The sequence below is a fragment of the Pseudoduganella umbonata genome (assembly GCF_014192225.1).
In the GTDB taxonomy this organism is placed as follows: domain Bacteria; phylum Pseudomonadota; class Gammaproteobacteria; order Burkholderiales; family Burkholderiaceae_D; genus Rugamonas; species Rugamonas umbonata.
Genome location: NZ_JACHXS010000001.1, coordinates 126,089 through 150,340 on the forward strand (window position 1 = coordinate 126,089; position 24,252 = coordinate 150,340).

20 protein-coding genes and 2 tRNA genes are annotated in these 24,252 nt (G+C 66.7%); 13 read left to right on the plus strand and 9 right to left on the minus strand.

Going from position 1 to position 24,252, the window contains the following annotated elements; genetic code table 11:
• Position 1: 1 nt before the first annotated feature.
• The 4 genes from FHS02_RS00515 to hmpA all read left to right on the plus strand — a co-directional run bounded on the left by FHS02_RS00515 (position 2) and on the right by hmpA (position 4,461).
• Positions 2 to 2,221, plus strand: a complete 2,220-nt coding sequence (locus FHS02_RS00515; RefSeq protein ID WP_229422485.1) for a hybrid sensor histidine kinase/response regulator — start codon at positions 2 to 4, stop codon at positions 2,219 to 2,221.
• Between the two features lie 59 nt (positions 2,222 to 2,280).
• On the plus strand, positions 2,281 to 2,529 hold the full coding sequence (locus FHS02_RS00520) for a hypothetical protein (protein WP_137312308.1): 249 nt from the start codon (positions 2,281 to 2,283) through the stop codon (positions 2,527 to 2,529).
• Between the two features lie 163 nt (positions 2,530 to 2,692).
• Positions 2,693 to 3,151, plus strand: a complete 459-nt coding sequence (locus FHS02_RS00525) for an RrF2 family transcriptional regulator (protein WP_137312309.1) — start codon at positions 2,693 to 2,695, stop codon at positions 3,149 to 3,151.
• A gap of 116 nt (positions 3,152 to 3,267) precedes the next feature.
• Positions 3,268 to 4,461: an NO-inducible flavohemoprotein gene (gene hmpA, locus FHS02_RS00530; RefSeq protein ID WP_137312310.1), complete on the plus strand. Its 1,194-nt coding sequence runs from the start codon at positions 3,268 to 3,270 to the stop codon at positions 4,459 to 4,461.
• 70 nt (positions 4,462 to 4,531) lie between these two features.
• On the opposite strand, the gene FHS02_RS00535 is transcribed toward hmpA, so the two are convergent.
• Both FHS02_RS00535 and FHS02_RS00540 read right to left on the minus strand, forming a co-directional pair.
• Positions 4,532 to 5,365 carry an HDOD domain-containing protein gene (locus tag FHS02_RS00535; protein WP_137312311.1) on the minus strand — a complete coding sequence of 278 codons (834 nt, stop codon included), beginning with the start codon at positions 5,363 to 5,365 and terminating at the stop codon, positions 4,532 to 4,534.
• Between the two features lie 218 nt (positions 5,366 to 5,583).
• Positions 5,584 to 6,867, minus strand: a complete 1,284-nt coding sequence (locus tag FHS02_RS00540; RefSeq protein ID WP_137312312.1) for a D-amino acid dehydrogenase — start codon at positions 6,865 to 6,867, stop codon at positions 5,584 to 5,586.
• Positions 6,868 to 6,980: 113 nt separating this feature from the next.
• Here FHS02_RS00540 and FHS02_RS00545 point away from each other — a divergent pair, with 113 nt between their 5' ends.
• The 5 genes from FHS02_RS00545 to FHS02_RS00565 all read left to right on the plus strand — a co-directional run bounded on the left by FHS02_RS00545 (position 6,981) and on the right by FHS02_RS00565 (position 12,386).
• Entirely contained in the window at positions 6,981 to 7,472 is a 492-nt protein-coding gene (locus tag FHS02_RS00545) for an Lrp/AsnC ligand binding domain-containing protein (RefSeq protein WP_137312313.1), read from the plus strand.
• Between the two features lie 180 nt (positions 7,473 to 7,652).
• Complete coding sequence (locus tag FHS02_RS00550; protein WP_229422486.1) at positions 7,653 to 9,233, plus strand: hypothetical protein; 1,581 nt, start codon at positions 7,653 to 7,655, stop codon at positions 9,231 to 9,233.
• Between the two features lie 97 nt (positions 9,234 to 9,330).
• A complete protein-coding gene (locus tag FHS02_RS00555; protein ID WP_137312314.1) occupies positions 9,331 to 9,825 on the plus strand; it encodes a hypothetical protein in 495 nt (164 codons plus the stop codon).
• A 42-nt stretch (positions 9,826 to 9,867) separates the two neighbouring features.
• Positions 9,868 to 11,157 carry an NAD(P)/FAD-dependent oxidoreductase gene (locus FHS02_RS00560; RefSeq protein ID WP_137312315.1) on the plus strand — a complete coding sequence of 430 codons (1,290 nt, stop codon included), beginning with the start codon at positions 9,868 to 9,870 and terminating at the stop codon, positions 11,155 to 11,157.
• Positions 11,154 to 12,386: a TetR/AcrR family transcriptional regulator gene (locus FHS02_RS00565; protein ID WP_137312316.1), complete on the plus strand. Its 1,233-nt coding sequence runs from the start codon at positions 11,154 to 11,156 to the stop codon at positions 12,384 to 12,386. The genes FHS02_RS00560 and FHS02_RS00565 overlap by 4 nt, the downstream gene beginning before the upstream one ends.
• A gap of 46 nt (positions 12,387 to 12,432) precedes the next feature.
• Here FHS02_RS00565 and FHS02_RS00570 read toward each other — a convergent pair whose 3' ends face one another.
• The 3 genes from FHS02_RS00570 to FHS02_RS00580 all read right to left on the minus strand — a co-directional run bounded on the left by FHS02_RS00570 (position 12,433) and on the right by FHS02_RS00580 (position 15,006).
• Entirely contained in the window at positions 12,433 to 13,101 is a 669-nt protein-coding gene (locus tag FHS02_RS00570; protein WP_137312317.1) for a hypothetical protein, read from the minus strand.
• Positions 13,102 to 13,109: 8 nt separating this feature from the next.
• Positions 13,110 to 14,057: a 5'/3'-nucleotidase SurE gene (gene surE / locus FHS02_RS00575; RefSeq protein WP_217496886.1), complete on the minus strand. Its 948-nt coding sequence runs from the start codon at positions 14,055 to 14,057 to the stop codon at positions 13,110 to 13,112.
• 244 nt (positions 14,058 to 14,301) lie between these two features.
• The gene (locus FHS02_RS00580; RefSeq protein ID WP_137312319.1) at positions 14,302 to 15,006 is read right to left on the minus strand and encodes a sensor histidine kinase; all 705 of its coding nucleotides are present in this window, start codon (positions 15,004 to 15,006) and stop codon (positions 14,302 to 14,304) included.
• A gap of 153 nt (positions 15,007 to 15,159) precedes the next feature.
• Between FHS02_RS00580 and FHS02_RS00585 the strand changes: the two genes are divergently transcribed.
• Positions 15,160 to 15,684 (plus strand): hemerythrin domain-containing protein, encoded by a 525-nt coding sequence (locus FHS02_RS00585; protein ID WP_137312320.1) that lies wholly within the window; start codon positions 15,160 to 15,162, stop codon positions 15,682 to 15,684.
• Positions 15,685 to 15,749: 65 nt separating this feature from the next.
• Here FHS02_RS00585 and FHS02_RS00590 read toward each other — a convergent pair whose 3' ends face one another.
• On the minus strand, positions 15,750 to 17,411 hold the full coding sequence (locus FHS02_RS00590) for a response regulator (protein WP_137312321.1): 1,662 nt from the start codon (positions 17,409 to 17,411) through the stop codon (positions 15,750 to 15,752).
• A gap of 206 nt (positions 17,412 to 17,617) precedes the next feature.
• On the opposite strand from FHS02_RS00590, the gene FHS02_RS00595 reads away from it, so the two are divergent.
• Entirely contained in the window at positions 17,618 to 18,034 is a 417-nt protein-coding gene (locus FHS02_RS00595) for a hypothetical protein (protein ID WP_137312322.1), read from the plus strand.
• 432 nt (positions 18,035 to 18,466) lie between these two features.
• Here FHS02_RS00595 and FHS02_RS00600 read toward each other — a convergent pair whose 3' ends face one another.
• The 3 genes from FHS02_RS00600 to FHS02_RS00610 form a co-directional block, all read right to left on the minus strand.
• Positions 18,467 to 19,462, minus strand: a complete 996-nt coding sequence (locus tag FHS02_RS00600; protein ID WP_137312323.1) for a diguanylate cyclase domain-containing protein — start codon at positions 19,460 to 19,462, stop codon at positions 18,467 to 18,469.
• Between the two features lie 293 nt (positions 19,463 to 19,755).
• Positions 19,756 to 22,737, minus strand: a complete 2,982-nt coding sequence (locus FHS02_RS00605) for a hybrid sensor histidine kinase/response regulator (RefSeq protein ID WP_229422487.1) — start codon at positions 22,735 to 22,737, stop codon at positions 19,756 to 19,758.
• A 114-nt stretch (positions 22,738 to 22,851) separates the two neighbouring features.
• Positions 22,852 to 23,670 (minus strand): response regulator, encoded by an 819-nt coding sequence (locus FHS02_RS00610; RefSeq protein ID WP_137312324.1) that lies wholly within the window; start codon positions 23,668 to 23,670, stop codon positions 22,852 to 22,854.
• Positions 23,671 to 23,967: 297 nt separating this feature from the next.
• Between FHS02_RS00610 and FHS02_RS00615 the strand changes: the two genes are divergently transcribed.
• Both FHS02_RS00615 and FHS02_RS00620 read left to right on the plus strand, forming a co-directional pair.
• Positions 23,968 to 24,044, plus strand: a tRNA-Arg gene (locus FHS02_RS00615).
• A gap of 118 nt (positions 24,045 to 24,162) precedes the next feature.
• Positions 24,163 to 24,239, plus strand: a tRNA-Arg gene (locus FHS02_RS00620).
• The last annotated feature ends 13 nt before the right edge of the window (positions 24,240 to 24,252 follow it).

The window sequence follows — 24,252 nt, forward strand, 5'->3', positions numbered from 1 at the left end:
CGTGCCACGCCTGAACAGCCTGCGTGCGCGGTTGATCCTGCTGGTCGCGCTGGCGATCACGCCGATGGCGGCGATGACGGTGCTGACCGGCGTGCGCGAGCGCGAGCATGCGATCGACGTGGCGCGCGAGAACCTGCAGCGGCTGGCCAACCTGGCCGCGGCCAACGAGGCGCAGTCGCTGGAGGGCGCGCGGCAGATCCTGCGCGACCTGTCCAGCATCCCGGACCTGCTGGACAACCAGGACGACTGCAGCGTGCTGCTGTCGGACATCCTGTCGAAGAACACCGATTACGTCAATTTCGGCCTGATCCAGCTGAACGGCGACGTCACCTGCAGCGCGGTGGCCGCGACGCGGCTCGTCAACCTGAGCGACCGCGCGCATTTCCGGCGGGCGATCGCGGAGCGCCGCTTCATCGCCAGCAACTACGTGTTCGGCCGCGTGATCGGCAAGCACACGATCAACCTGACCTTCCCGGTGATCAAGAACGGCGAAGTCCGTGCGGTGCTGTTCGCCGCGATGGACCTGGCGGAACTGGACAAGTTCGTGCTCGACGTGCACCTGTCGCCCGGCTCCGTGCTGTGGACGGTCGATGGCCAGGGCACGGCCATTTCGCGCCGGCCCGATCCAGCCAGCTGGTTCGGCAAGCCGATCGCGCCGCACCTGCGGCAGGCGGTGGCGGCGCGGCCGGAAGTGCCGGTGCTGCTGACCGATACCGACGGCGTCGAGCGCCTGTATGCGTTCGCGCGCGTGGGCAAGCCCGACATTTCCGACTACACGGTGATCATCGGCATGCCCTACGACGAAATCGTCGCGAACGCCACGCGCGACCAACTGATCGCCGTCGTGGGCTTGGTCGCGACGGTCACGCTGGCCCTGCTGGCGGCATGGTTCGGTGGCGACATGCTGATCGTGCGGCGCGTGCAGGCCCTGGCGCGCACCGCCAACCGCATCGCCGGCGGCTCGCTCGACACGCGCACCGGGCTGCGCTACGAGGACGAGGAAATCGGCGCGCTGGCGCGCTCGCTGGACGAGATGGCGCAGGCGCTGCAGAAGAAGGAACAGGAACGCGACGTGGCGTCCGCTTCGCTGCAGGCGGCGGACCGGCGCAAGGACGAATTCCTGGCGATGCTGGCCCATGAGCTGCGCAACCCGCTGGCGCCGATCAGCTCCGGTGCCCAGGTGCTGAAGATGGCGCACGCGGACAATCCGGCGGTCGCCCGCACGGCCGACATCATCGCGCGCCAGGTCGAGCACATGACGCGGCTGATCGACGACCTGCTGGACGTCTCGCGCGTCACCCGCGGGCTGGTCAAGCTGAACCGGCAGCCGCTGGACCTGCGCACCGTGGTGGAGGACGCGGTGGAGCAGGCCTACCCGCTGTTCAAGTCGAAGCGCCAGCAGCTGGAACTGGACATTCCGCATGTGCCGATCGGGATCAACGCCGACCACAAGCGCATGGTGCAGGTGATCGTCAACCTGCTCAACAACGCGGCCAAGTACACGCAGGAATACGGTCACATCCGCGTAAAACTGCAGCGCGACGGCGCGCTCGTGCGGGTGGAGGTGGCGGACGACGGCATCGGCATGGCGCCGGAACTGGTGGCGCGCGTGTTCGAGCTGTTCACGCAGGCCGAGCGCACGTCCGACCGCTCGCAGGGCGGGCTGGGCCTCGGGCTGGCGCTGGCGCGCACGCTGGTGACGCTGCACGGCGGTACCGTGCGCGCCGCCAGCGCGGGGCCGCAGCAGGGCAGTACATTCACCGTGGAGCTGCCGTACGTGGAAGCGCCGGCGCTGCCGGACGCGGCCGGCATGCCCGCCGCCGGCAGCAAGGCGGCCCGGCCCGGCGCACTGCGCTGCCTGGTCGTCGACGACAACGTCGATGCGGCGCAGACCCTGGCACTGTTCCTCGAGGCGGCCGGCCATGCGGTGCAGGTGGCGCACCGCGCCGGCGAGGCGCTGGAACTGGCGCGCCGCCACGCGCCGGAGCTGTGCTTCCTCGACATCGGCCTGCCCGACATCGACGGCAACCAGCTGGCGCGGCAGCTGCGGGCGCTGCCGCAGACGAGCGGCGCGCAGCTGGTGGCGGTGACCGGCTACGGCCGCAAGGAAGACCAGGAAAAATCGATCGCCGCCGGTTTCGACCAGTATTTCGTCAAGCCGATGGATACCGCGAAGCTGGTGCAGCTGCTGTCGATGATGCGGCCGGAGGTCGTGAAATAGGCCGGCAGCCGCGCCGCAGCCGTGCGCGCGGGCGCGCGCCAGGCCACTATACTGGCGCCATGAAACGCTATCGCAATCTCGAAGGCCATTCCGGCGTGGTTGCCTACGACATCCTGCCGGAAGCGATCGCCGTGAAATTCGCCGGAGGCGACGTGTACGACTACACGTACCGCGCTACCGGCCGGGCCCGCGTGGAAACGATGAAGGCGCTGGCCGAGGCGGGCAGGGGACTGTCGACGTTCATCGCACGCTACGTGCGCGACGAATACGAGCGCAAGCACGAAGGCGGAGGCCGGAGCAAGCATTGAGCAGGCAATGAGCTGGTACTGAGCAGGTACAGGCGCAGGGGCAGGTACAGGGGCAGGTACAGGGGCAGGCAGCGGGCCGCCCCGCGGCATCGTTGCCGCGCGGGGGCTATAATTGGCGCTGCCGTTCTCCCCAGCGTTCGCCCCGCGTCCGCTTCCATTCGCCATGAGACTCACCACCTTCACCGACTACACGCTGCGTTCCCTGATGTACCTGGGCATGCATCGCGACCGCCTGGCCACGATCCAGGATATCGCGGACCTGCACGGCATTTCAAAGAACCACCTCACCAAGGTCATCCACCAGCTCGGCATGTCCGGCCTGGTCGAGACGGTGCGCGGCCGCAACGGCGGCCTGCGGCTGAAGGGCGAACCCGGCGACATCAATATCGGCGCCGTGGTGCGCGCCAGCGAATCGGACTTCCACATGGCCGAATGCTTCGATCCGGACGCGCGCGGCTGCGCGTTTGCCGGCGCCTGCGGCCTGCAGGGCAAGCTGCGCGAAGCCACCGAGGCCTTCCTGGGCGTGCTGGACGGCGTCACGCTGGCCGACCTGCTGCCCGGCGCACGCCGCCAGGAACAGGCGATCCTGCTGCACCTGCCGGAGCGCCGCCCGGGTTCCTGACCGGCACATCCATTGCTTCCATGACAGCTGGGACATTTTGTCCAGTTCTGCGGCCGGGTTTAAAGATGCAAAATGAATGCATCTTTAAACGAACACCGAAGCCAAAGGAGAACATCATGCTGTCCGCCGAACACCGCGCCATCGTTACCGCCACCGTGCCCATCCTCGAACAGGGCGGCGAGGCACTGACCCGCCATTTCTATCCGATCCTGTTCCGCGACTATCCGCAGGTGAAGCCCTACTTCAACCAGGCGCACCAGGCCGACGGCGCGCAACCGCGCGCGCTGGCGAACGCGGTGCTGATGTACGCCAAGAATATCGACCGGCTCGAGGCGCTGGGCCCGCTGGTGGGCCAGATCGTGGCCAAGCACGTGGCGTTGAACATCCTGCCAGAGCACTATCCGATGGTGGGCGTGAGCCTGCTGCAGGCGATCCGCGAGGTGCTGGGTGCCGAGGTGGCGACCGATGCCGTGATCGACGCCTGGGGCGCCGCGTATGGCCAGCTGGCCGACATCCTGATCGGTGCGGAAGGCAAGACCTACGCGGCGATGAAGGCCGCGCCGGGCGGCTGGAACGGCCTGCGCCGCTTCGTGGTGGCGGAAAAACGGCGCGAAAGCGACGAGATCACCACGTTCGTATTCCGCCCCGAGGATGGCGGCACCGTGCTGGACTTCCAGCCGGGCCAGTACATCGGCCTGCGCGCGGTGGTCGGCGGCATCGACCAGCGCCGCAACTATTCGCTGTCGGCCGCGCCGAACGGCAGCACTTACCAGATCAGCGTGAAGCGCGAGCCCGGCGGGGCCATGTCGAACCACCTGCACGACGCGGTGGGCGAAGGGCACGTGGTCGAGCTGCTGCCGCCGTCCGGCGTGTTCACGCTGGCGCCGCACGACAGCCGGCCGGTCGTGTTCATCAGCGGCGGTGTCGGTATCACGCCCACGCTGGCGATGCTGCCGGCGGCACTGGCAAGCGGGCGCGAGGTGCACTTCATCCATGCCGCGCGCCACGGCGGCGTGCATGCATTCCGCGCCCACGTCGACGAGCTGGCCAGCCGCCACCCGCAGCTGCGCCGCCGCTACGTGTATGCCGACGATGCCAACCGGGATGCAAGTCACCCCGCGCCGGACGCGGTGGGCCTGCTCGACAGCGCCACGCTGGCGGCGTGGCTGCCGGAGACGCGCGACGTGGACGCGTATTTCCTCGGCCCGCAGCCGTTCATGAAAGCGGTGAAGCGTTCGCTGCGCGAACTGGGCGTGCCGGAGCACCAGACGTACTACGAGTTCTTCGGGCCGGCTGCCACGCTGGAATAAGGGACGCTGGAGAACCAGCACGCTGAAACAGGGAAGCGGCCAGGCCGGCCGGCTGGCCGGGACGCGGCAGTCAGACCAGCAGCGCGGCGGTCATCGCCGTGGCGTCGCGCTCGGCCTCGTCCAGCATGCCGGCCGCCATTTCCTCGTCGATGAACAGATCGACGACGGATTCGGACTGCGGCATGTCTTCGCGCGGCTGCGCCAGCGGCGAGTCGACGGGAGCGAAGTGGTTCGCGAGCAGCAGCGTGTCGAGCAGGCTTTCCGGCGGCACGCCGAGGAAGCCGTCGCGCAGGCCTTCGATCGCGGCAGCCACTTCTTCCGGGATGGCCAGCTTGGTCATCACCTCGCGCGTGATGATTTCCTCGCTTGCAGGCTGCCAGTTATCGGGATCCGGATCGAGCAGGCCGGGAAATTCGTCGGCGCGCGACAACAGGTAGAAGCCGCCCACCTCGTGCACGATGCCGGCGAACAGCGCGGTATCGCCATTCACCTCGGTCACGTCGCGCGCGATGATGCGCGCCAGGCATGCCACGTAGACGCAGTGCTGCCACAGCTGCTCGGCCTTGGCGCGCACGCCGGGGTCGACGATCTTGCTGCCGAACTGGCGCACCACCATCGCGGCGGCCAGCGCATACAGGTTGTGGTAACCCACGCGCGTGATCGCCGCGCGCACATTGGTGACGGTACTGCCGGAGCGGTTGAACATGGCCGAGTTGGCGAGCGCAACGGTGCGAGCCGCCAGCTGCGGCTCGGCCAGGACGAGGCGGATCGCCTCGTCGATCGGTGTATCGGGGTTATCGAGGGCCAGCTGCACCCGCAACGCTGCGTTGACGCTTGTCGGGAAGACCAGGTCTCCCCGGATCGCCAGCGCGGCGATATGCCCGAAGGCTTCCAGTTTGTTCATGGCGGAATTATACGCACGCGCTACATCCCGCACAATCGAGCCCGGGAGTGTTGCGTTCCCGCCGTTCGCTTGTATGCCCGCTTATAAGCCCGCTCATGTGCTCGCTTATGTGCTCGCTTATGTGCTTGCGTATGTGCCCGTTTATGTGCCCGCCTATCTCCCGCGTATATTCCGCTGATGTGCCCGCTGATGTGCCCGCTTATATCCCACTATCCCGCTCATGCGCCGGCGAGTTGCGGCTGGCGCATGCCGCCGGCGCGCTGGTAGCGCTCCACCGACAGGTCGCCGGCACGGATCGCCGGGCGCCTGGCCGACATGATGTCGGCCAGCAGTTGCGCCGACCCGCAGGACATGGTCCAGCCCAGCGTGCCATGGCCCGTGTTGACGAACAGGTTCGGCAGGGGCGTGCGGCCGACCACCGGCGTGCCGTCCGGCGTCATCGGGCGCAGGCCGGTCCAGAACGAGGCGCGGGCCGTGTCGCCGGCGCCCGGGAACAGGTCGTTCACCACCATCTCCAGCGTGGCGCGGCGGCGCGGGTTCAGGCGCTTGTCGTAGCCCGCGATCTCGGCCATGCCGCCGACGCGGATCCGGTCGTCGAAACGGGTCACGGCGATCTTGTAGGTTTCATCCAGGATGGTCGACGCAGGAGCCCGCTCCGCGTCGACGATCGGTACCGTGATCGAGTAACCCTTCAGCGGATAGACGGGAATGTCGAGGATGCCGCGCAGCAGCGGCGTCGAGTACGCGCCCAGCGCGACCACGTACGAATCGGCCGTCACTGTTTCCGTACCGCAGCGTACCCCGCGGATTTCGCCGCCGGCCACGTCGAGGCCGTCGATGTCGACGTTATAGCGGAATTGCACGCCCAGCTCGCGCGCCATGTCGGTCAGCCGCGTGGTGAACAGCTGGCAGTCGCCCGTCTCGTCGTTCGGCAGTCGCAGGCCGCCCACCAGCCGTTCGCTGGCGATGCCCGGCTCGGCCGACAGCAGCTGGCGCGCATCCAGCAGTTCGTAGGGCACGCCGGTTTCTTCGAGCACGGCGATATCCTTGGCCGCGTCGTCCAGCTGCCGCTGGGTGCGGAACAGCTGGGTCGTGCCCTGCTGGCGGCCTTCGTAGGCGATGCCGGTGGCGCTCCGAAGGGCCTTGAAACAGTCGCGGCTGTATTCGGCCAGCCGCACCATGCGTTCCTTGTTGACGGCATAACTGTCGGCATTGCAGTTCCTCAGCATCTGCCACATCCACTGCAGCTGGAACAGCGTACCGTCGGGCGAGACCGACAGCGGCGCATGGCGCTGCATCATCCATTTCAAGGCCTTCAGCGGAATGCCGGGGGCGGCCCACGGCGAGGCATAGCCGGGCGAAATCTGCCCCGCGTTGGCGAAGCTCGTTTCCAGGGCGGGACCGGGCTGGCGGTCCAGCACGGTCACGGAATGGCCGGCCTGCGCCAGGTAATACGCCGTGGTGACGCCGATGACGCCGCTACCGAGAATGACTACGCGCATGCTTGCCTCGAATATAAAAATAGGTATGGATATTTGCTTGGGTGTTTCGCCTATGGTAAGTTTTGTTCCGTAGTGGTTGTTACTGTATATGCCGGCAAAAACAGGAAAAAATAATGCGAACCCAAATACAGTCCGTGCGTGCCCTGGACAAGCTCGACCGCAAGATCCTGCAGATCCTGCAACACGATGGCCGTATTTCGATGAAGGACCTGTCGGAACAGGTGGGCCTGTCGGTCACGCCCGCCATCGAGCGCGTCAAGCGCATGGAGCGCGATGGCGTCATCACCGGCTACCATGCCCGGCTCGATCCGGCCGCCATCGGCGCCACGCTGCTGGTGTTCGTGGAAATCACGCTGAACCAGAAATCGGCCAGTCACTTCGAGCAGTTCCGGCGCGAAGTGCTGCGCATTCCGGAGGTGCAGGAGTGCCATCTGGTGTCGGGCGATTTCGACTACCTGATCAAGGCGCGCATCCACCAGATGGCCGAGTACCGCAAGCTGCTGGGCGACATGCTGCTGAATTTGCCCGGTGCCGCCCAGTCGAAGAGCTATGTGGTGATGGAAGAGATCAAGGAAACGCTGGTGCTGGCCACCGACGCCGCCTGACCGGTCTCGCCCGCGGGCAGCCTGCCGGTGGACGCGCTGGCGAATCTGCTTCCATCTTGCCCTTCGCAGATAATGTTCTGAGGAAACTCAACTTTCTGTTTGACGCGACGCAAGCGTGCCGGGCGCGGCTGGCTTCCGCTAAAATGCCGAAAAGGCATCGCAGACCACCAGGGGAGTACCGTGAATCACATTGCAACGTCGCAAGTCACGGCCGCCGCGCCGGCGTACACGCTGAAATTGCGCACCCTCGACGAGCATTTGTGCACGGACCAGAGCTTTGCCTCCGGGCTGGCGCGCCTGCTCGGCGCGCTGGCGGTGGACGAGGAAGGCGCGATGACGCTGGCGCAGTTCGCCGCGGTGACCGATCTTTCCGGTGAAGGCAAGGCATCGGCCGTGTTCACCGCACTGGTGCTGAATGCGATCGAGTCCGGCGTCACGGTCGACTGGGCCGTCAATGCGCTGTCGCGCAGCAGCGGGTCGGTCGAGCCTTCCGCGCGGGAAGCGGCATTCGCGATGATGAAACCGCTGCTGGCGCTGCAGGGCCGGCGCGCCCGTCCGCTGGCCGTGAAGGCGGCGCGCGCGCTCGGTATCCGCCTCGTGCCGGACCATTATTACGGCCTGCCGCCGGAAGAGGAGCGCCGGCTGCTGAACAACCTGGGTACCCAGGCGCGCAAGCTGGTCAGGGGCAGGGGCCTGGTCGACGCGGTGGCCGATTTCGGCCGCAGCACCGGCCAGGTCGAGCTGCTGAACCATGCGCGCGGCTTCAATGGCGGCCTGATGACGCAGGAGCAGCTGCGCGACGTGGTGCAGGGCGCCGTGGACACGATCGCGCAGGGCATCGCCGCGTACCAGGAGAAGTCGGCACCTGCCCAGCAGGTCGATGCGGAAGCGGGGGCGCTGTCGGCCACCGCCGAGCAGTTGCGCCAGCAGGTGCTGCAGCGCCTGGCGCTGGTCGATGCGCGCATCGCCTACGAGCGCCGCATGCTGTGGCAGGACATCGACGATGCCGTGCACGATGCCGGCAACGCCATCGAGGTGGCGATCGCCGAGCGGCTCGACAGCGAGCCGTGGAAGGACGAACAGGTCTGGTCCGGCATCGCGCGCGACCAGTTCGCCCGCGAGATGGAGCACCGGCTCGACCGGGTCGCACGGCGCAAGCAGGAAGCGCTGGACCTGCTGCACCACGACCTGAAACTGTTCCAGGCCGACATGCGGATCACCCAGGCGGACGCCTTCAAGCGCCAGCACCATGCGGCGCTGGCCCGGCTGATGCCGCGGCTGCGGCTCGGCACGCGGCTGGTCAACGGCGTCGACACGGCCGCCAATTTCACGCTGATGGGCAGCGCGGTGGCGGCCGCCGGCACCAGCACCGCGGTGTACCTGTTCGGCGTGGCCGTCGTGGTGCCGGTGGTGGCGCCGGTAGTGCCGTTCGTCGGCGGTGCCGTGCTGCTGGCATCCGCGTTCAAGTGGGCCACCGATACCAACAAGCGCAAGCGCGAGGAGATCCGCGACAAGCGCCGCGTGTTCGAGGGACAGTTGCGCCAGCGGCTGAAGGAGGCGGAAGAAGGTTTCGTCGTGCAGCTTGATCGCATCGGCAGCGCGTTCTACGAATCGGCCAGCGCGCTGCTGACACCGCTGATGCTGGAAGCCGAGGCGGCCGCCCGCATCCAGGGCGTACGCAAGCGCATCGCCGACAAGGTGATCGCGCAGGCGCAGGGCGCCATCGGGCAGTTGCAGGCCGCACTGACGGCCGCGGCGTGATCCGGCATGCTGACGAACGTAGTGCTGCCGGTCGCACCGGGTAGAATGGCCCCGGCCGCGAATCTCTTGCGGCGCTTCTCTTGCCGGTAACGTATCCATGATTAACACGACCAAGTCACTTCTCGCCGCCAGCCTGCTGTCCTGCTGCGGTTTCGCCTCTTCCCAGGTATCGATCACCGTGGGCCAGCCCGGCTTCTACGGCCGCATCGATATCGGCCACGCCGCCCCGCCGCCCCTGCTTTACGACGAGCCGATCATCGTCGAGCGTCCCGTCCGCGTGATCCGCGAGCCGCTGTACCTGCGCGTGCCGCCCGGCCATGCGAAGAACTGGCGCAAGCATTGCAGCAAGTACCGCGCATGCGGCCGCCGCGTGCTGTTCGTGCGCGACGACTGGTATCTGAACGACTACGCGCCGCGCTATCGTGCGGAACACCGCGACCGCCAGGACCGCCACGACGGCCGCGATCGCAACGACAGCCATCAGCGCCATGAGCGCCAGGACCATGACCGCGGCCATCCCGGCAAGGGACATGGCCACGGCAACGGCAACGGAAACGGAAACGGAAACGGCAAGGGGCACGGCCGCGACTGACGTACTTGCCCGGCCCATGCCATTCATTTCAAGGAGAACCATTTGCAGAGCAAATACGTGATCGTCGGAGGTGGGGCAGGTGGCCTGGAGCTGGCCTGCAAACTGGGCCGCAAGCTGGGGCCGGGCAAGGTGGCGCTGGTGGACAGCCGGTTGTACCACATCTGGAAGCCGTCGCTGCACGAGGTGGCGGCCGGCACGCTGGACATCCACGCCGAAGGCCTGTCGTACCAGATGCTGGCGCACGACAACGGCTTTACATTCGTGTACGGCACACTGGAAGCGCTCGATGCGCAGGCGCGCACGATCACCGTGGGGCCGATCGAGACCGCGGCCGGCGAGACCGTGCTGCCGGCGCGCGCGATCGGCTATGGCACGCTGGTGCTGGCGGTGGGCAGCACGTCGAACTATTTCGGCGTGCCAGGGGCTGCCGAGCACACGATTTCGCTGAACGGCACCGAGGACGCGGAACGCTTCCGCCTCACGCTGCTGAAACTGCTGGCCAAGGCGGCCACGGAAAAGGCCGGGGAGGGCGTGGATATCGTCATCATCGGCGGTGGTGCCACCGGCGTCGAACTGGCGGCCGAATTGCGCGAGGCCAGCGGCGTGTACGCGGCCTATGGCTTCGGCGACCTGAAGCCGCTGCGCGACGTGCGCATCACGATCATCGAAGGGGCGCCGCGCATCCTGGCGCCGCTGCCGGAACGGGTATCGGCCGCCGCCGCGGGCCTGCTGGCCGAGCGGGGCGTGCGCGTGCTGACGGACACGCGCGTGACGCAGATCGACCCGGACAAGGTCACGGTGCTGAAGGGCGACGTCTACCCGTCCGACATCGTGGTCTGGGCGGCCGGCATCAAGGCACCGGATCTGCTGAAGAACCTGGGCTTGCCGACCGTGAAGGGCGGCCAGCTCGACGTGACCGGCGAACTGGCCGTCAAAGGTTTTTCCGATATATATGCGCTGGGCGACTGTGCGCTGTGCATCGGCGCCGACGGCAAACCGGTGCCGCCGCGCGCGCAGGCCGCGCACCAGCAGGCCGACTACCTGCTCGCGGCGCTGCTGCGGCGCGAGCGCGGCCAGCCGCCGCTGGGCAAGCCCTACGAGTACCGCGACTACGGCTCGCTGGTGTCGTTCGGCCAGCGCGACTCGGTCGGCAGCCTGATGGGCTCGCTGCAGGGCAGGAACTGGTTCGTGGAAGGCTTTTTCGCACGCATGATGTACACCAGCCTGCACCTGATGCACCACCAGGCGATCATGGGCACGCTGCGCACCGGCGTGCTGGCGCTGGCGCGCTTCCTGATCAAGCGCACCACGCCGATGGTCAAGCTGCATTGAGGGCGCCGCAGGGCGAAGCCTTGCTGGCCGCCGCCTTCCGCATCGTGGTTGCCGACGGCCTGGCGGGGCTGACGCTGCGCCCGCTGGCACAGGCGCTGGGGGTTTCCGTCACCGTGCTGACCAATCGTTACGGCGGACGTGCCGACATCATGGCGGCCATCTGCGGCGCGGCCGCCGCGCACGATGCGGTGCTGCTCGATGGCTGGCGCGAAACGCTGGCGGCGCTGGGGCCGCTGCCGCCGGTCGTCGCCGCCGGCCTGGCCGAGGCCATCCTGGAAGAACAATCGACGAGCGGGCGTGCACTGTCGGCGCTGTACCTGGAATTCCTGCATGCCTGCACGTGGGACGAGACGCTGCGGCCGGCGTTCGCCGGATGGGCGGGACAGCGGCGTGCTTTCTGGGATGACTTTGCCGGCCGCGCCGCCCTGGCGCCGCCACTGGTGGCGTGCGGCTGGTGGAGCGGCTACGTGATCGCGGAACTGGCCTACGGCCTGGCGCTCGAAGGTGATGCGTCGTACCGGATGCTGCGCCGCCTCGGCGTGCAGCGCCTGTTTGCCGGCGCCGTGGCGGGGCTGGAGGCGGCGGATTCCATCCTGTTCGGACTGCTGCGCGAACGGATGGGCGCTGCCGAGGAAGCGGACACGGAAGCAGGCGCAGAGGCAGAGGCGGGAGCGGAGACGGGAACAAGCAAGGGGCGGGCGCCGGCCTGGTCCGCACAGGCGGCGCGGGCCTGCGGCCTGCGGCTGGCGGCGCGCGGCATCGATGGCCTGACGCACCGCGCCATTGCCGCCGATATCGGTATCGCGCACACGACTCTCAGCTACCGGTTCCCCACGCAGCGCGACCTGGTGATCGCGGGCCTCGCGTGCATCGCCGGCCATATCCGCGCCGCGGTGGAGGCCGACAGCCTGGCCGGGCTGCAGCGGCGGCGCGCCGAGGCGGACGGGCTCGATCCGGCGCGGGCCAGCTTCGCCGTGGCGCTTGCCGCGGTACGCCTGCCGGAACTGGCGCGGCAGACGGCCTACATGCGGGCCTGGCGCGGCAGCAACCTGGTGAACGTGTTTGCCCGCTACCTGCCGGAGGCACGCGGCATCGACGCGCTGTGCGCCCAGGTGATTTCCCTGGGCCTTACCGGCCTGACGAACACGATGCCGCCCGGCGCCGATGCGGAAGAGGCGGTCGCCACGGCCTACGCCGCCGCCGGCAGGTGGCTGCGCGGCGCAGGCTGACCTCACGCCGCGGCCAGGCCGGTCGCCTGGGCCACGGTGGCGCGCCTTACTCCCGGAACGCCCACAGGTCGACCGGCGCCGCCTTGCCGGGTACGACGAGGCGGAAGGCGGCAGGCGCGTGGTCGGCGTCCGCTACCAGATAGCCGTCCGACTGCGCCGGCAGGTCGGCGCAGCCCGCCGTGGCCAGCGCCAGCTTCAGCGTGTTGGGCAATGCCGCAGGCGCCACCTTGCCGGTCAGCCTGCAGCCGGTGCTTCCGGCCACGATGTCGCCGGCGGCGTTCACCGAGAACAGCGCGACCGACCGGTCGGCCAGGCGCACCGCATAGTTGCCGGCGAAGGGCGCCACGGCGAGCGTCGTCGCCGCGACGGCATTGCTGCCCAGCAGAGCCACCGACGTGGCCGTGGTGGCGCCGGGTGCGGCTTGCCAGGCACCGTTGCCGTCGCGCCGGTACATGGCGGCAGCCTGGCCGGCGCTGTCGTCGAGCACGAGCAGGCGGCTGCCGTCGGCTGCCGCGTAGTACGTGCCACTGGACGGGTTGGCCGCGTCGCCTGCGGCGACGGCGTACGCGCCCGGTGCCAGCTCGGTGACCGTGATGGCGGGCGAGCCGTTGCCACTGCCGTTGTCGTCGTTGTCGTTGCTGCCGCACGCGGCCAGCAGCAATGGCAACAGCAGGGCCGGCAGCAGCGCCGTCAGGTTCGTGTGTGGGCGAGTCATGGCGCGCCTCATTGCGCGAACAGGTCGCGCAGGCGCAGGCGCAGCCACTGCTGGCCGGCCGGACGCTGCTCGTAACCCACCTGCATCGCGGTGACGGCGATTCTGCTCTTGTAGACCAGCGCTTCGTCCTCTGCCTGGTCGGCCGTCGGCGCGCCCGGGGCGGCACCGGACAGGCCCCATGGCGCGGCCTTGCTGAATTTCAGCTGGTACGTGTCGTAGGTTCCCTGCCGTGCAAACGCCCAGCCGGTGCTGGCCGTCGGCGTGTCCGGGAAGTTGACGTTCAGCGCAACGCCCGCGGGCAGCAGCGCGGCGCTGCCGGCCTTGGCCTGCAATGTGGCGAGCAGCCTGGTGGCCAGCTGGGCGACGACGCGCGACGCGGGGTTGGCAAGCCCGGTGTTATCGGCGGTATTGCTGCCGGCGCTGAGCGCGATCGCCGGCAGGCCACGGCCCGCGGCAAACTGCACATTGCCGATCGTGCCGGAATTGATCACCACCTTGCCGACATTCTGGCCCTCGTTGGGGCCGGACAGCACCAGGTCCGGCGCCTTGCCCCAGCGCGCCGGCGCCAGCACGTCGAGGCCGTACATCAGGGCCATCACCGGGGTGCCGTGCACGTAGTGGTAGTCGCCATTGGTATAGCCATTTTTGGTGAACGGGCCCACGGCCGGCGCGCCCAGCGGCGCGGCGCCGTTATGGCAGCCGCCTTCGGCTTCGATCTGCGTCTTGTCGTTGTCGGCCACGATGGTGGTCGTGCTGTACATGACGATGGCGGAGCTGCGGCCGCTCTGGCCGGTGCACGGCACCGACACGATGACGGAATGGCCGGCCGCCTTCAGTTCATCGTAGAGCGCTTTCAGGTTGCTGGTGAGTCCATCGTCGTTGGCGAGCACGATGTTGAGAGCCAGCGCGGGGCTGGCGCAGAGGGCGAGGGCGGCGCCGATGGTGAAACGGTTCATGACTTCCTTTTCCATGATTGGCTGATGTAGGAAGCCGCGATGCTAACGGTCGTTTGTGACGGGGTAATGACAGTTGTACGAACGATTGATATCAGGAGGGGCGATTTTTGGGTGAAAAATTCGTTTGGCGTCTCGTGGAAAAACACCTGTACGAATCAAAGCCCGCGTGTTGGCCTGCCTTGCGCCGCCGGCCGCCGGCCGCTCGGGCGAAGTGGCCAAGGACGAAAAGTGCCGCGGACGCGGGTCAGGCGGCGGGCGGCTTCGGCAGCACGACCGTCAGGACGGCGCCGCCTTCGGGGTGGGTTGCCAGCGTCAGCACGCCGCCGAGCAGGCGGGCCCGTTCGCGCAGCAGGCGCAGGCCGTACTGGCCGGTACCGGCCGGCGCATCGGGGGCCAGGCCCCGGCCGCCGCCCTTGCCGTTGTCCCTGACCGTCAGCATGATCTCGTCTTCGTTGTCGTCGACGATCACGTCGACTTCCGTCGCGCCGGAGTGCGCCGTGACGTTCGACAGGCCCTGTTCCAGCACCCGCAGCAGTACCACGCCGTACTCGCGCGGGCATACCGGTTCTTCCTCGGGCAGGCTGCAGCGGGCGACCAGCGCATATTGCTGGGCAAACTGCGTGACGAGTTCGGCGAACGCGACCTTCATGCCGAGGAACTCGAGCTTGTCGTTCCACAGCTTGTGCTGCATCTGCCGGTTGTTTTCGATGATCGTGTGCAGCAGGTTCTTCATCTGGGCCGCGCGGTCGCGCAGCGGCTGCTGGTCCGGCTGCAGCTTGGCCGTCAGCAGGCCGAGGTGCATCGTCAGCGCCGTCAGCGACGAGCCCAGGCTGTCGTGCAGCTGCCGCGCCAGGGCACGGCGGTCGTTGTCCCAGTTGGTGACCACGTGGCCCAGCAGGTCGGACAGTTCGGCGGCGCGCTCGTCGCCAGGGGTGATTTTGTCGGGCATGATTGGTATAGGTATTGGCCGCTTTAACAGCCGGATCATACCTGAGGTTTTCTGGAAATGTCGCACAGGCATTATCGTGTGTTGTCGCACAGTCAGCAGCCGCGGCACAGGGCAAACTGGCTTCACGTTGTCAAACCATTACAAGGAGCAGCCATGAGTGCCACAGCCAAGCCGCGTGATGCAGTCGCCCTGTTGAAGCAGGACCACGACGAAGTCAAGGCCATGTTCAAGCAATATGAAGAGCTGGGCGACCGCGCGTTCGCCAGCAAGCAGAAACTGGCCGAGAAGATCTGCCTGGAGCTGACGAAGCACGCGATCGCCGAGGAAGAGATTTTCTATCCGGCCGTGCGCGCCGACGTGGAAGACGCGGATGACCTGGTCGACGAAGCAACCGTCGAGCATGCTTCGGCAAAGGACCTGATCGCGCAGATCCATGCGATGGATCCGCACGACGACCTGTACGACGCCAAGGTCAAGGTGCTGGGCGAGTATATCGACCACCACGTCAAGGAAGAGGAAGAGGAAATGTTCCCTGCCGCTAAGGAAGCGGCGAAGGACAGCAAGCTGGACCTCGTGGCGCTGGGCGAGCGGATCCAGGCCCGCAAGGACGAGATCGAGGAAATCCCGCCGATGCCGGTACCGGGCAAGGTGCTGTATTCGAACCAGCCGGCGGCCTGACGGGGCGCCGGCCCGGGACATGATCGCGAGGCATTGCCGCAGCGATCAGGTCTCCGGAACGCCCGCTACGATCGCACTGCGGCCGTAGTGGCTGCTGTGGCCGTCGCGGGCGCGGCGGCGGCGCCGGCTGTCAGGCTGGCGATCGCCTTCATCAGGCTGTCGATGTCGACCGGTTTCACCAGGTGCATGTCGAATCCCGCTTCCAGCACGCGGCGCTGGTCTTCGGCCAGGCCGTAGCCGGTCAGCGCGATGAGCCGGATGTTCTGCATGTCCGGGTCGGCGCGCAGGCGGCGCGCCACTTCGTAGCCGTCGATGCCTGGCAGGCCGATGTCGACCAGTGCCACGCCGGGACGGTATTCGCGCGCCACGGCAAGACCTTCGAGTCCGTCGGCGGCATGGCGCACCTCGTAGCCGTAGCAGGAGAGCATCATCGCCATCATTTCGCGGCCGTCGTCGTTATCTTCGATCAGCAAAACATTGGGCTTGGCCTGTTCGTTTGTTTCCATGATTTGCAAGGTTGGTTCAGTGATTCGTTCGGTGCGCGGGAGGCGGATCAGGAAGGTGCTGCCTTCGCCGGGGCCGGCGCTGTCGGCTTCCACGCCGCCGCCATGCAATTCGACCAGGCGCCGCACCAGCGCCAGGCCGATGCCGAGCCCACCCTGGGCCCGGTCAAGCGTGCTCGTGCCCTGCACGAACACGTCGAACACGTGCGGCAGCAGGTCGGCATTGATGCCGACACCGGTATCGTGCACGGTCAGTATGACGTCTTCCTCGTCCACTTCGAGCAGCACGTCGATCGCGCCGCCGGGCGGCGTGTATTTGAGGGCATTGTCGAGCAGGTTCGAGAAGATCTGTTCCAGCCGTGTCACGTCGCCGTCGACCCAGCCGGTTTCCAGTTCCACATGGACTTCGTAGTCGGCCGTGCGCCCCGTGGTGCGATAGGTTTCCAGGCAGTTGCGGATCAGCGCGGCCATGTCCACCGGCGCGCGGTTCAGCAGGATCTTGCCGGACATTGCGCGCGACAGGTCGAGCAGGTCGTCGACGATGCGGCCCAGGTGCTGGCTCTGGCGCTGGATGATCTTCCTGGCGCGGATGGTCGCATCGGCCCCCACCGCCGGCAGCCCCAGCAGCGAAGCGGCGCTGCTGATCGCCGACAGCGGATTGCGCAGCTCGTGACCCAGCATCGCCAGGAACTCGTCCTTGGCATGGTTCTGCCGCTCCGCCACCTTGCGTTCCTCGATCTCCTGCAGCAACCGCCGGTTGCTGCTGATGAGATCCGTGGTGCGCTGGTTCAGCTGGCGAGCCTGCCGCTTCAGTTCCTCGTTCTTCATCGCCAGTGCCACGAACACGGAAATCTTCGCGTGCAGGATCTGCGGGATGACCGGTGTGAACAGGAAGTCGGCCGCGCCCCGCTGGTAAGCCTTCAGGCGATCGAGCTCGTCCGCTACAAAGGCGGTGATGAAAATGATCGGGATGTTGGCCGAACGGGCCCGCTGGTGGATCGCCTCGGCGGTCTCGAAGCCGTCCATGCCCGGCATGTTCACGTCCAGCAGGATGACGGCGAAGTCGTGCATCAGGACCTGCCGCAACGCTTCTTCGCCACTGCGCGCGGCGATGACCTCGTACGACTCCTGCTCGGCCCACTGCGCCAGCAAACTCGTCAGTGCAAACAGGCTGTTGGCGTCGTCGTTCACGACGAGAATTTTTGGTTTGTCTACTTTGGCCACGGGTGCGTATCGTTGGGATGCACTGCTGAAAATAATTCTGTTAGACAAACATCTGATCGATGATATCAACAGCCCTATGCGCTGTCAAAAGTCCTGCGTGCAACAGGACGGAGGGTCGAATTGTTCGATTGCGCACATACATCGGTAAGCCGCCATGCCATAGTGAAAGCGTTGAACGAGCTATCAAAAAACGAAAGGATGCAAACATGAATATCGATACCGTCGTAGGTAAGGATTATCTGGGCAAATGTTTCCGCGACCTGGCCGATGCGCCGGTCAGCGCGCTGAACGGTGTCGGTGACGAGGGCGCCAAAGCCCTGCAGCAGGCATTCGGCGTGACCACCGTGCGCGAGCTGGCCAACCTGAACTTCATCAAGTGGGCCTCGGCCATCGCCACGCTGGCTGCGGAAGAGCAGATGCTGCCCCACGACAAAGCCAAGGAAGAGCTGCTGGACGACGCCGTCGAAATGACCTTCCCCGCCAGCGATCCGATTTCGGTCGATGCCGGCATCACGCGCATCGAGGTGTCGCCGGACAAGGTGGACGCGCACTCCGACCACCAGCACGCCAACAAGGTCGACGAATGCACGGCCACCGGCAAGGAAAAGGAAACCGCCCAGTAAGCCCGCCGCTCCGGTCCGCAGTTGGTGGACCGGCTCAGCCGCTACGATAGCGTTTCCTGCCTCGGTGATCGCTGCGGTGATCACTGAGGCTTCTCATCGTAGGTTATCACTGCGGCCGTCATTGCGGTCATCACTGCGCTCGTCACTACGGTTATCGCCGGGCTCGTCGCCGCGATCATCACTGCGCTTGTTACTGCGACTGTTACTGCGACTATTACTGCGATCATCATTGCGGGTGTCTGTGCTGAGGTCAACGCACGGCGACGTGTCGATGCCGATATCGCAGCAGGCATCAGGCACGAGGCATCGGGCATCAGGCATCAGGCACAAGGCATCAGGCGCCATTCCCGGGCTGTGGGTATTCCCAAGCTGCCGGCATGGTGCCTGCCGCCTTTTTTTGCCGTTGCGCGCGCCATGCGCACGCTCCAGCAATCACATGGTGGTTGCCACGCTCTTGAGCTGGTGGGGCATTGCGGCGGCGGCAGCGGCCAGGGCCGTACTGTCCGGCGCGGAGCAGAAGCGGTTCTTGCCCGAGCGCTTTGCGTCGTACAAGGCATTGTCGGCCGCGTGGATCAGGTCGCCAACGGAGCCGGCGTCGTCCGGGAACAGCGCAATGCCGATCGACGTGGACAGCCGCAGTGTGATGCCATTGACGACGTAGGGTTCGGACACCACGTCGATCAGTTTCGATGCCGGTTCGCGCGCGTCGTTCAGGCCGTTCACGTCGCCCAGCACGATGACGAATTCGTCGCCGCCCACGCGCGCGACCGTATCTTCCTTGCGCGACGAGCCGACCAGCCGCTGGGCAGCCAGTTTCAGGATCTCGTCGCCATAGGCGTGGCCGTGGGTATCGTTGATGGGCTTGAAACCGTCGAGGTCGAGGTACATCACAGCGGCCTTGCGGCCATTGCGCAGCGCGTGCTGGACGGTGGTTTCGATACGGTCCTCGAGCAGGCGGCGGTTCGGCAGGCCCGTCAGCGGGTCGTGCAGCGCCAGTTCCTGCTGCCGCTTGCTGTACTGCGCCAGTTCCTTGTAGAGCAGGCGCACTTCCAGCATGTTGTGGATGCGCTTGTGCACTTCGAGCAGGTCGAACGGTTTGCTGATGAAGTCGCGGGCGCCCGCTTCCAGCGCGGCGATCTTGAAGCTCGGCTGGGCCGTCAGCGCCAGTACGGGCAGATAGCCTTCCTGTTCGATTTCCTTCAGGCCTTTCATGACCTGGAAACCATTCAGGCCCGGCATCTGCAGGTCCAGCAGGATCAGATCGTAATTATGTTGCCGGTGCAAGGCGCAGACCTGGTCGGGCAGCATGGTGGCCGTCACGTTGGCGTAGCCGGCTTCGCGGAGGATCTCGAGCATCAGATCGACGTTATCCGCACAGTCGTCTACGACCAGTATCTTGGCATTCAGGATCTCATCCGGGCTGGGCATAGTTGTCTCGCAATACTGGGCTTCGGCAAATTCGTGGCCAAAGCGGAATACTCAGTGTAGCGCCGAAGAATTTGCTGCGGCGCACGTCAAGGAAAATTCTTATCCTGAGGAAGAATTTTCAAGCTTCGCAGTGTACCAAACCGCAGACATGTTTCTTGTAGGACATTGCCGCGTCATGCAGTAGGACACTTTTTTTTGCATTATAAATTAATTAATACGCATCGACTATTTTCTTGAGCAAATGTGTGGCATACACACACGTAGTTGATGTATATGCGAAAAACGTATATGGATCACGATTGCATGCTGCGGCTTCGCGCTGCCGCCAACGCCACCGCGGCCACCAGCTCGGGCGGCTCGACCGGCTTGGCGATGTGATCCGTAAAGCCGGCCGCCAGCGTGCGCAACCGGTCTTCCGAGCGGGCGAAGGCGGTCAGTGCAATCGCCGGGACGTTACCGCCCGCTTCCGGCCCCAGCGCGCGCACCCGGGCCAGCAATTCGAAGCCATCCATTTCGGGCATGCCGATGTCGGACAGCAGCAGGTCGGGCAGCCAGCGCGGCAGCAGCGACAGCGCGGCCGGCGCACTGTCGGCGGTGACGACGTCGGCATTGCAATCCGACAATACCCGCTTGATCAGCTCGCGCGTGTCCGGCTCGTCGTCGACGATCAGCACGCGCAGGCCGCCCAGGTCGCGGAGGTCGTCCGTGACGGCTGCGCGCGGCTCGCCGTCCGGCAGCGCCGGGCGGGCAGGGCGCTCGGCACCGGGCACGCGTGCCGCCAGCGGCAGCCGCACGGTGAACGTGGCGCCGCGGCCTTCGCCGGCGCTGTCGACCGTGACGGTGCCGCCGTGCTGCTCGACCAGGTGCTTGACGATCGACAGGCCAAGCCCCAGCCCGCCGTGACGGCGCGTCGACGAGGCATCGGCCTGGCGGAAATGCTCGAACACGTGGGCCAGGAAGCTGGCACCGATGCCGATGCCGGTATCGGCGACCACGAGTTCGGCCTGGCCGTCCGCCTCGCGCACGCCGATGCGCACCGAGCCGTCCTGCGGCGTGAACTTGATCGCGTTCGAGAGCAGGTTCCACACCACCTGCTGCAGGCGGCCCTGGTCCGCCGCGACCAGGCCGCAGGGCTGGAAGTCGCGCTCGATGCGGATATTCCTGGCCGCCGCGGCCGGACGGACCGTCTCGATCGCCGCCTCGGCCACGGCGGCGGGCGCGATGGCTTCGATGTCCAGCAGGACCTTGCCGGACATGATGCGGCTCATGTCCAGCAAGTCTTCGATCAGCTGGGCCTGGGCGCGGGCGTTGCGCTCGATCGTCTGCAGCCCCTTCTGCAGGTCCGCCTCGCCGCGGCCGCCGCGCCGCAGGACCTGCGACCAGCCGAGGATCGCCGTCAGCGGCGTGCGCAGTTCATGCGACAGCGTGGCCAGGAATTCATCCTTCATCTGGCTCGTGCGCTCGGCTTCGGCGCGCGCATTGCGTTCGCTGTCGAGCAGAGCGATGCGCTCTTCGGCGGCACGGCGCGCCGCTTCGTTCAGGCGCGCATTGTCGATCGCCACGCCGGCCTGGGCGGCAATGCCGCCGATGATGCGCTCGGTGCGGTCGCTGAACATGCCCGGTTCCGGGTGGCCGAACAGCAGCGTGCCGATGACGCTGCCGTCGCGCGACATCACGGGCGCGGCCAGGTAGCTGCGCAGCAGCGTTGCATGCTGGGCCGGCAGCACCGGCGCGCATTCCGGCTGGCGCAGCAGGTCGCTGCAGCGCGTGATGCCGGTGCCCCTCAGCGTATCGCCGAACAGCGCGGCGGCATCGGCCAGCGCCAGCGCCTCGAACTGCGGCGGTACCTGGCCGGACAGCGTAAACGGCGTCAGCGCATGGTTGCCCTGGCTGCTGCCTGCCGCATCGTCGCCGGTGGCGCTGCGCGAGCCATGGTAGAAAAAGGCGCCAAAGCGTGCGCCGCTGATCCGGGTGGCCGCATCGGTCACTTCCTGCAGCAGCGGCTGCAGGTCACGGTGCCGGGCCAGCGCGTTGCCGGTACTGTTCAACAGTTCCAGCACGGCCGTTTCGTCGCGCAGCGCTTCCTGGGCGCGCTTGACCTGGTCGACGTCCGTGCTGGTGCCGAACCAGCGCAGCGTGCGGCCATCGGCGCCACGCACCGGATTGGCGCGGGTCAGGAACCAGCGGTACTGGCCGTCCACGCCGCGGATCGGAAATTCCATTTCGAATGGCCGGCCCGATTCGATCGCCCGCTTCCAGTGCTGCGTCATCGCCGGAATGCATTCGGGGTCGTAGACCTCGCTCCACGCGTCGCCGCGCAGGGCGTCGCTCGTCAGGCCGGTGTACTCGAACCAGCGCCGGTTGTACCAGGTCATGCGGCCATCGTGGTGGGCGATCCATGCCAGCTGCGGGATCGAATCGGCCAGCGCACGCAACTGGGCTTCGCTGTCCTTCAGCGCTTCCTCGGTGGCGCGCCGCGTCGTGATGTCCTGCACCATGCCGGTCATGCCGAGCAGGCGGTCGCCATCGCCATAGTTGCCGTGGCCAACGACGGAGATCCAGCGCACGGTGCCGCTGCCACCATCGGCGGCATTGCCGGCGTCGATGCGGCATTCGATATCGAAGTCGCGCTGCGCCGTGAAGGCGTCGATGAATGCCTGCCGCGCCGCCGCGCGGTCCTCGGGGGCGATGCGCTCCTGCAGTGCGTGCCGCGAGATGGGCGAACTATCCGGCAGTTCGAGGATGTCGGCGGCGCGGCGGCCCAGCGTGACGAGATCGGTGGCGGCATCCCACGTCCAGTCGCCCAGCCTGCCGGCCGCCATCGCCACCTGGAGCCGGTTGCTGCTTTCGCGCAGCGCCCGTTCGCCGCGCTTGCGCCCGTCGATATCGAACAGCGTGCAGGTTAGGCCCTGCGGCGACGGGCAGGCCCGCACTTCGATCCAGCGGCGGCAGGGCGCGTGGAACAGTTCGCTGACGACGGCCGTGCGATCGGCCATCGCCTGGCGCAACTGCGCTTCGAGCGCGCTGCCCGGCAGGCCCGGGAATGCCTGCCACAGGTTGCGGCCCGCGGCGGCCTCGGCGGTGCCCAGCAAAACGGCAGCGCGGCTGTTGATATACGTGATCGTCCAGTCGCTGCCGATGATGGCCAGGCCGTCGGCAATGCTCTCCAGCACGTCGTCCGTCCACGCGCGCGTGCGGCGCAACTCTTCCTGCGCTTCCAGCATGGCGCGCCGCAGGTCGGCTTCGGAAGGGGCAGCCCCGTTGGAAGGAATCATTGGTGGAGGTTCAGGACAGTTGTTTGTAGCCGGCTTACCGTGCGGACACCGCAGCGGATTGTAGCGCTGCGACAGCGCATGTGCCCGCACCGTTGGCCCATCGGTGCCAGCCGGTCAGCCGCGTGGAATGCGCTCAAGGATCGCTTGCAACTGTTCGATATCGTAAGGTTTCTGGATCGCGTCGGCGGGGAAGTCGAGCTGCTGGGTCAGCGTGCCGCTGTAGCCGGACGCGAAGATCACGCGCAGCCCGGGCCGGAGCGCCACGGCGCGGCGGGCTACCTCGACACCGGAAATGCCGGGCAGGCTGACATCGGTGAACAGCACGTCGTATGCACGGGCGTCCAGGTACTGCAGCGCACGTTCGCCGTCGGCCACCGCATCGACGTCGTGGCCGATCGCGCGCAGCATTTCGCAGACCAGGTATTGCGCGTCGAGATTGTCCTCGACCACCAGCATCTTCAGTGCGCGCGCGCTGTCGGCGGCGGGCGCGGCCACGGCGCTCGGCGGGGCCAGCGTGCACAGGATGCCGAGCACGACGCCGTCGCCGTCGCACAGCGGCGTGTAGTACAGGTCGAATCGCTGCTCGCTGACACCGTCGGCGCGCCACATCTGCAATGCCTGGCCGGGGAAGGCCAGCGATTCGCCGCTCCATGCCCGTTCCAGCGCGGCCGGGTTCCAGCTCCAGGCGGAAGGCTGCATTGCCGGGATGCGGCCGCCGGGCGGTTGCGTGGGCAGGCCGGACAGGGCCGTGTAGGCGCCATTGAGCAGCATGACTTGCCGGCGCCCCCACATCACCAGGGTAGGCAGCGGCGAGTTCAGCATGAGGTCGGCCGCGACGCGCAGTGTCAGCGGCCAGCTGTCCGGGTGGCCCACATCGGTGCGGGACCAGTCGACCTCCAGCGTGGACAGGCTGTTCGCGGGGCAAGCACTCATGCAGGGGTCTCCATTGTCATGTGTATAGGTGGAAGCATGCTACACCAAACGGCCATCGATGGCGGACCCTCCTGGCGCTGGACAAACGGAAAACTTATACCTATAATCCTGCCTCCTTCGCAACGAACGCTGCGGAGGGCGGCGGAAGACAGGGCCTTTACGGCTGCGGGAAGCCAGGCAGCAGGATGAAGTAAAGACGGCGAAGTAATCAGGTGAAGTAATACCGGACTGAGCTGTACGAAAAATCAAGCTTTCCCAATCGTAATGAGTTGTGTAAAATGCCGAACGCTGTAGATTGCGGCTGTAGCTCAGCTGGATAGAGTACTTGGCTACGAACCAAGGGGTCGTGGGTTCGATTCCTGCCAGCCGCACCAGATTTTCGTACCGATGGCCGGAAGGTCGGCGGGAGCAGTAAAGAAGTACACAGCAGGCGTGCGCTCGGCGTTGCGCCGGTTGTTATAATGCAGTAAGAAGATGCATTGAATGAGTTTTGCGGCTGTAGCTCAGCTGGATAGAGTACTTGGCTACGAACCAAGGGGTCGTGGGTTCGATTCCTGCCAGCCGCACCAGTTTTACCGGTGG

Coding starts and splice junctions, on each gene's coding strand:
- FHS02_RS00520 (WP_137312308.1), top strand. CDS start 2,281: ATGAAACGCTATCGCAATCTCGAAGGCCATTCCGGCGTGGTTGCCTAC.
- FHS02_RS00525 (WP_137312309.1), top strand. CDS start 2,693: ATGAGACTCACCACCTTCACCGACTACACGCTGCGTTCCCTGATGTAC.
- hmpA (WP_137312310.1), top strand. CDS start 3,268: ATGCTGTCCGCCGAACACCGCGCCATCGTTACCGCCACCGTGCCCATC.
- FHS02_RS00535 (WP_137312311.1), bottom strand. CDS start 5,365: ATGAACAAACTGGAAGCCTTCGGGCATATCGCCGCGCTGGCGATCCGG.
- FHS02_RS00540 (WP_137312312.1), bottom strand. CDS start 6,867: ATGCGCGTAGTCATTCTCGGTAGCGGCGTCATCGGCGTCACCACGGCG.
- FHS02_RS00545 (WP_137312313.1), top strand. CDS start 6,981: ATGCGAACCCAAATACAGTCCGTGCGTGCCCTGGACAAGCTCGACCGC.
- FHS02_RS00555 (WP_137312314.1), top strand. CDS start 9,331: ATGATTAACACGACCAAGTCACTTCTCGCCGCCAGCCTGCTGTCCTGC.
- FHS02_RS00570 (WP_137312317.1), bottom strand. CDS start 13,101: ATGACTCGCCCACACACGAACCTGACGGCGCTGCTGCCGGCCCTGCTG.
- surE (WP_217496886.1), bottom strand. CDS start 14,057: ATGAACCGTTTCACCATCGGCGCCGCCCTCGCCCTCTGCGCCAGCCCC.
- FHS02_RS00580 (WP_137312319.1), bottom strand. CDS start 15,006: ATGCCCGACAAAATCACCCCTGGCGACGAGCGCGCCGCCGAACTGTCC.
- FHS02_RS00585 (WP_137312320.1), top strand. CDS start 15,160: ATGAGTGCCACAGCCAAGCCGCGTGATGCAGTCGCCCTGTTGAAGCAG.
- FHS02_RS00595 (WP_137312322.1), top strand. CDS start 17,618: ATGAATATCGATACCGTCGTAGGTAAGGATTATCTGGGCAAATGTTTC.
- FHS02_RS00600 (WP_137312323.1), bottom strand. CDS start 19,462: ATGCCCAGCCCGGATGAGATCCTGAATGCCAAGATACTGGTCGTAGAC.
- FHS02_RS00605 (WP_229422487.1), bottom strand. CDS start 22,737: ATGATTCCTTCCAACGGGGCTGCCCCTTCCGAAGCCGACCTGCGGCGC.
- FHS02_RS00610 (WP_137312324.1), bottom strand. CDS start 23,670: ATGAGTGCTTGCCCCGCGAACAGCCTGTCCACGCTGGAGGTCGACTGG.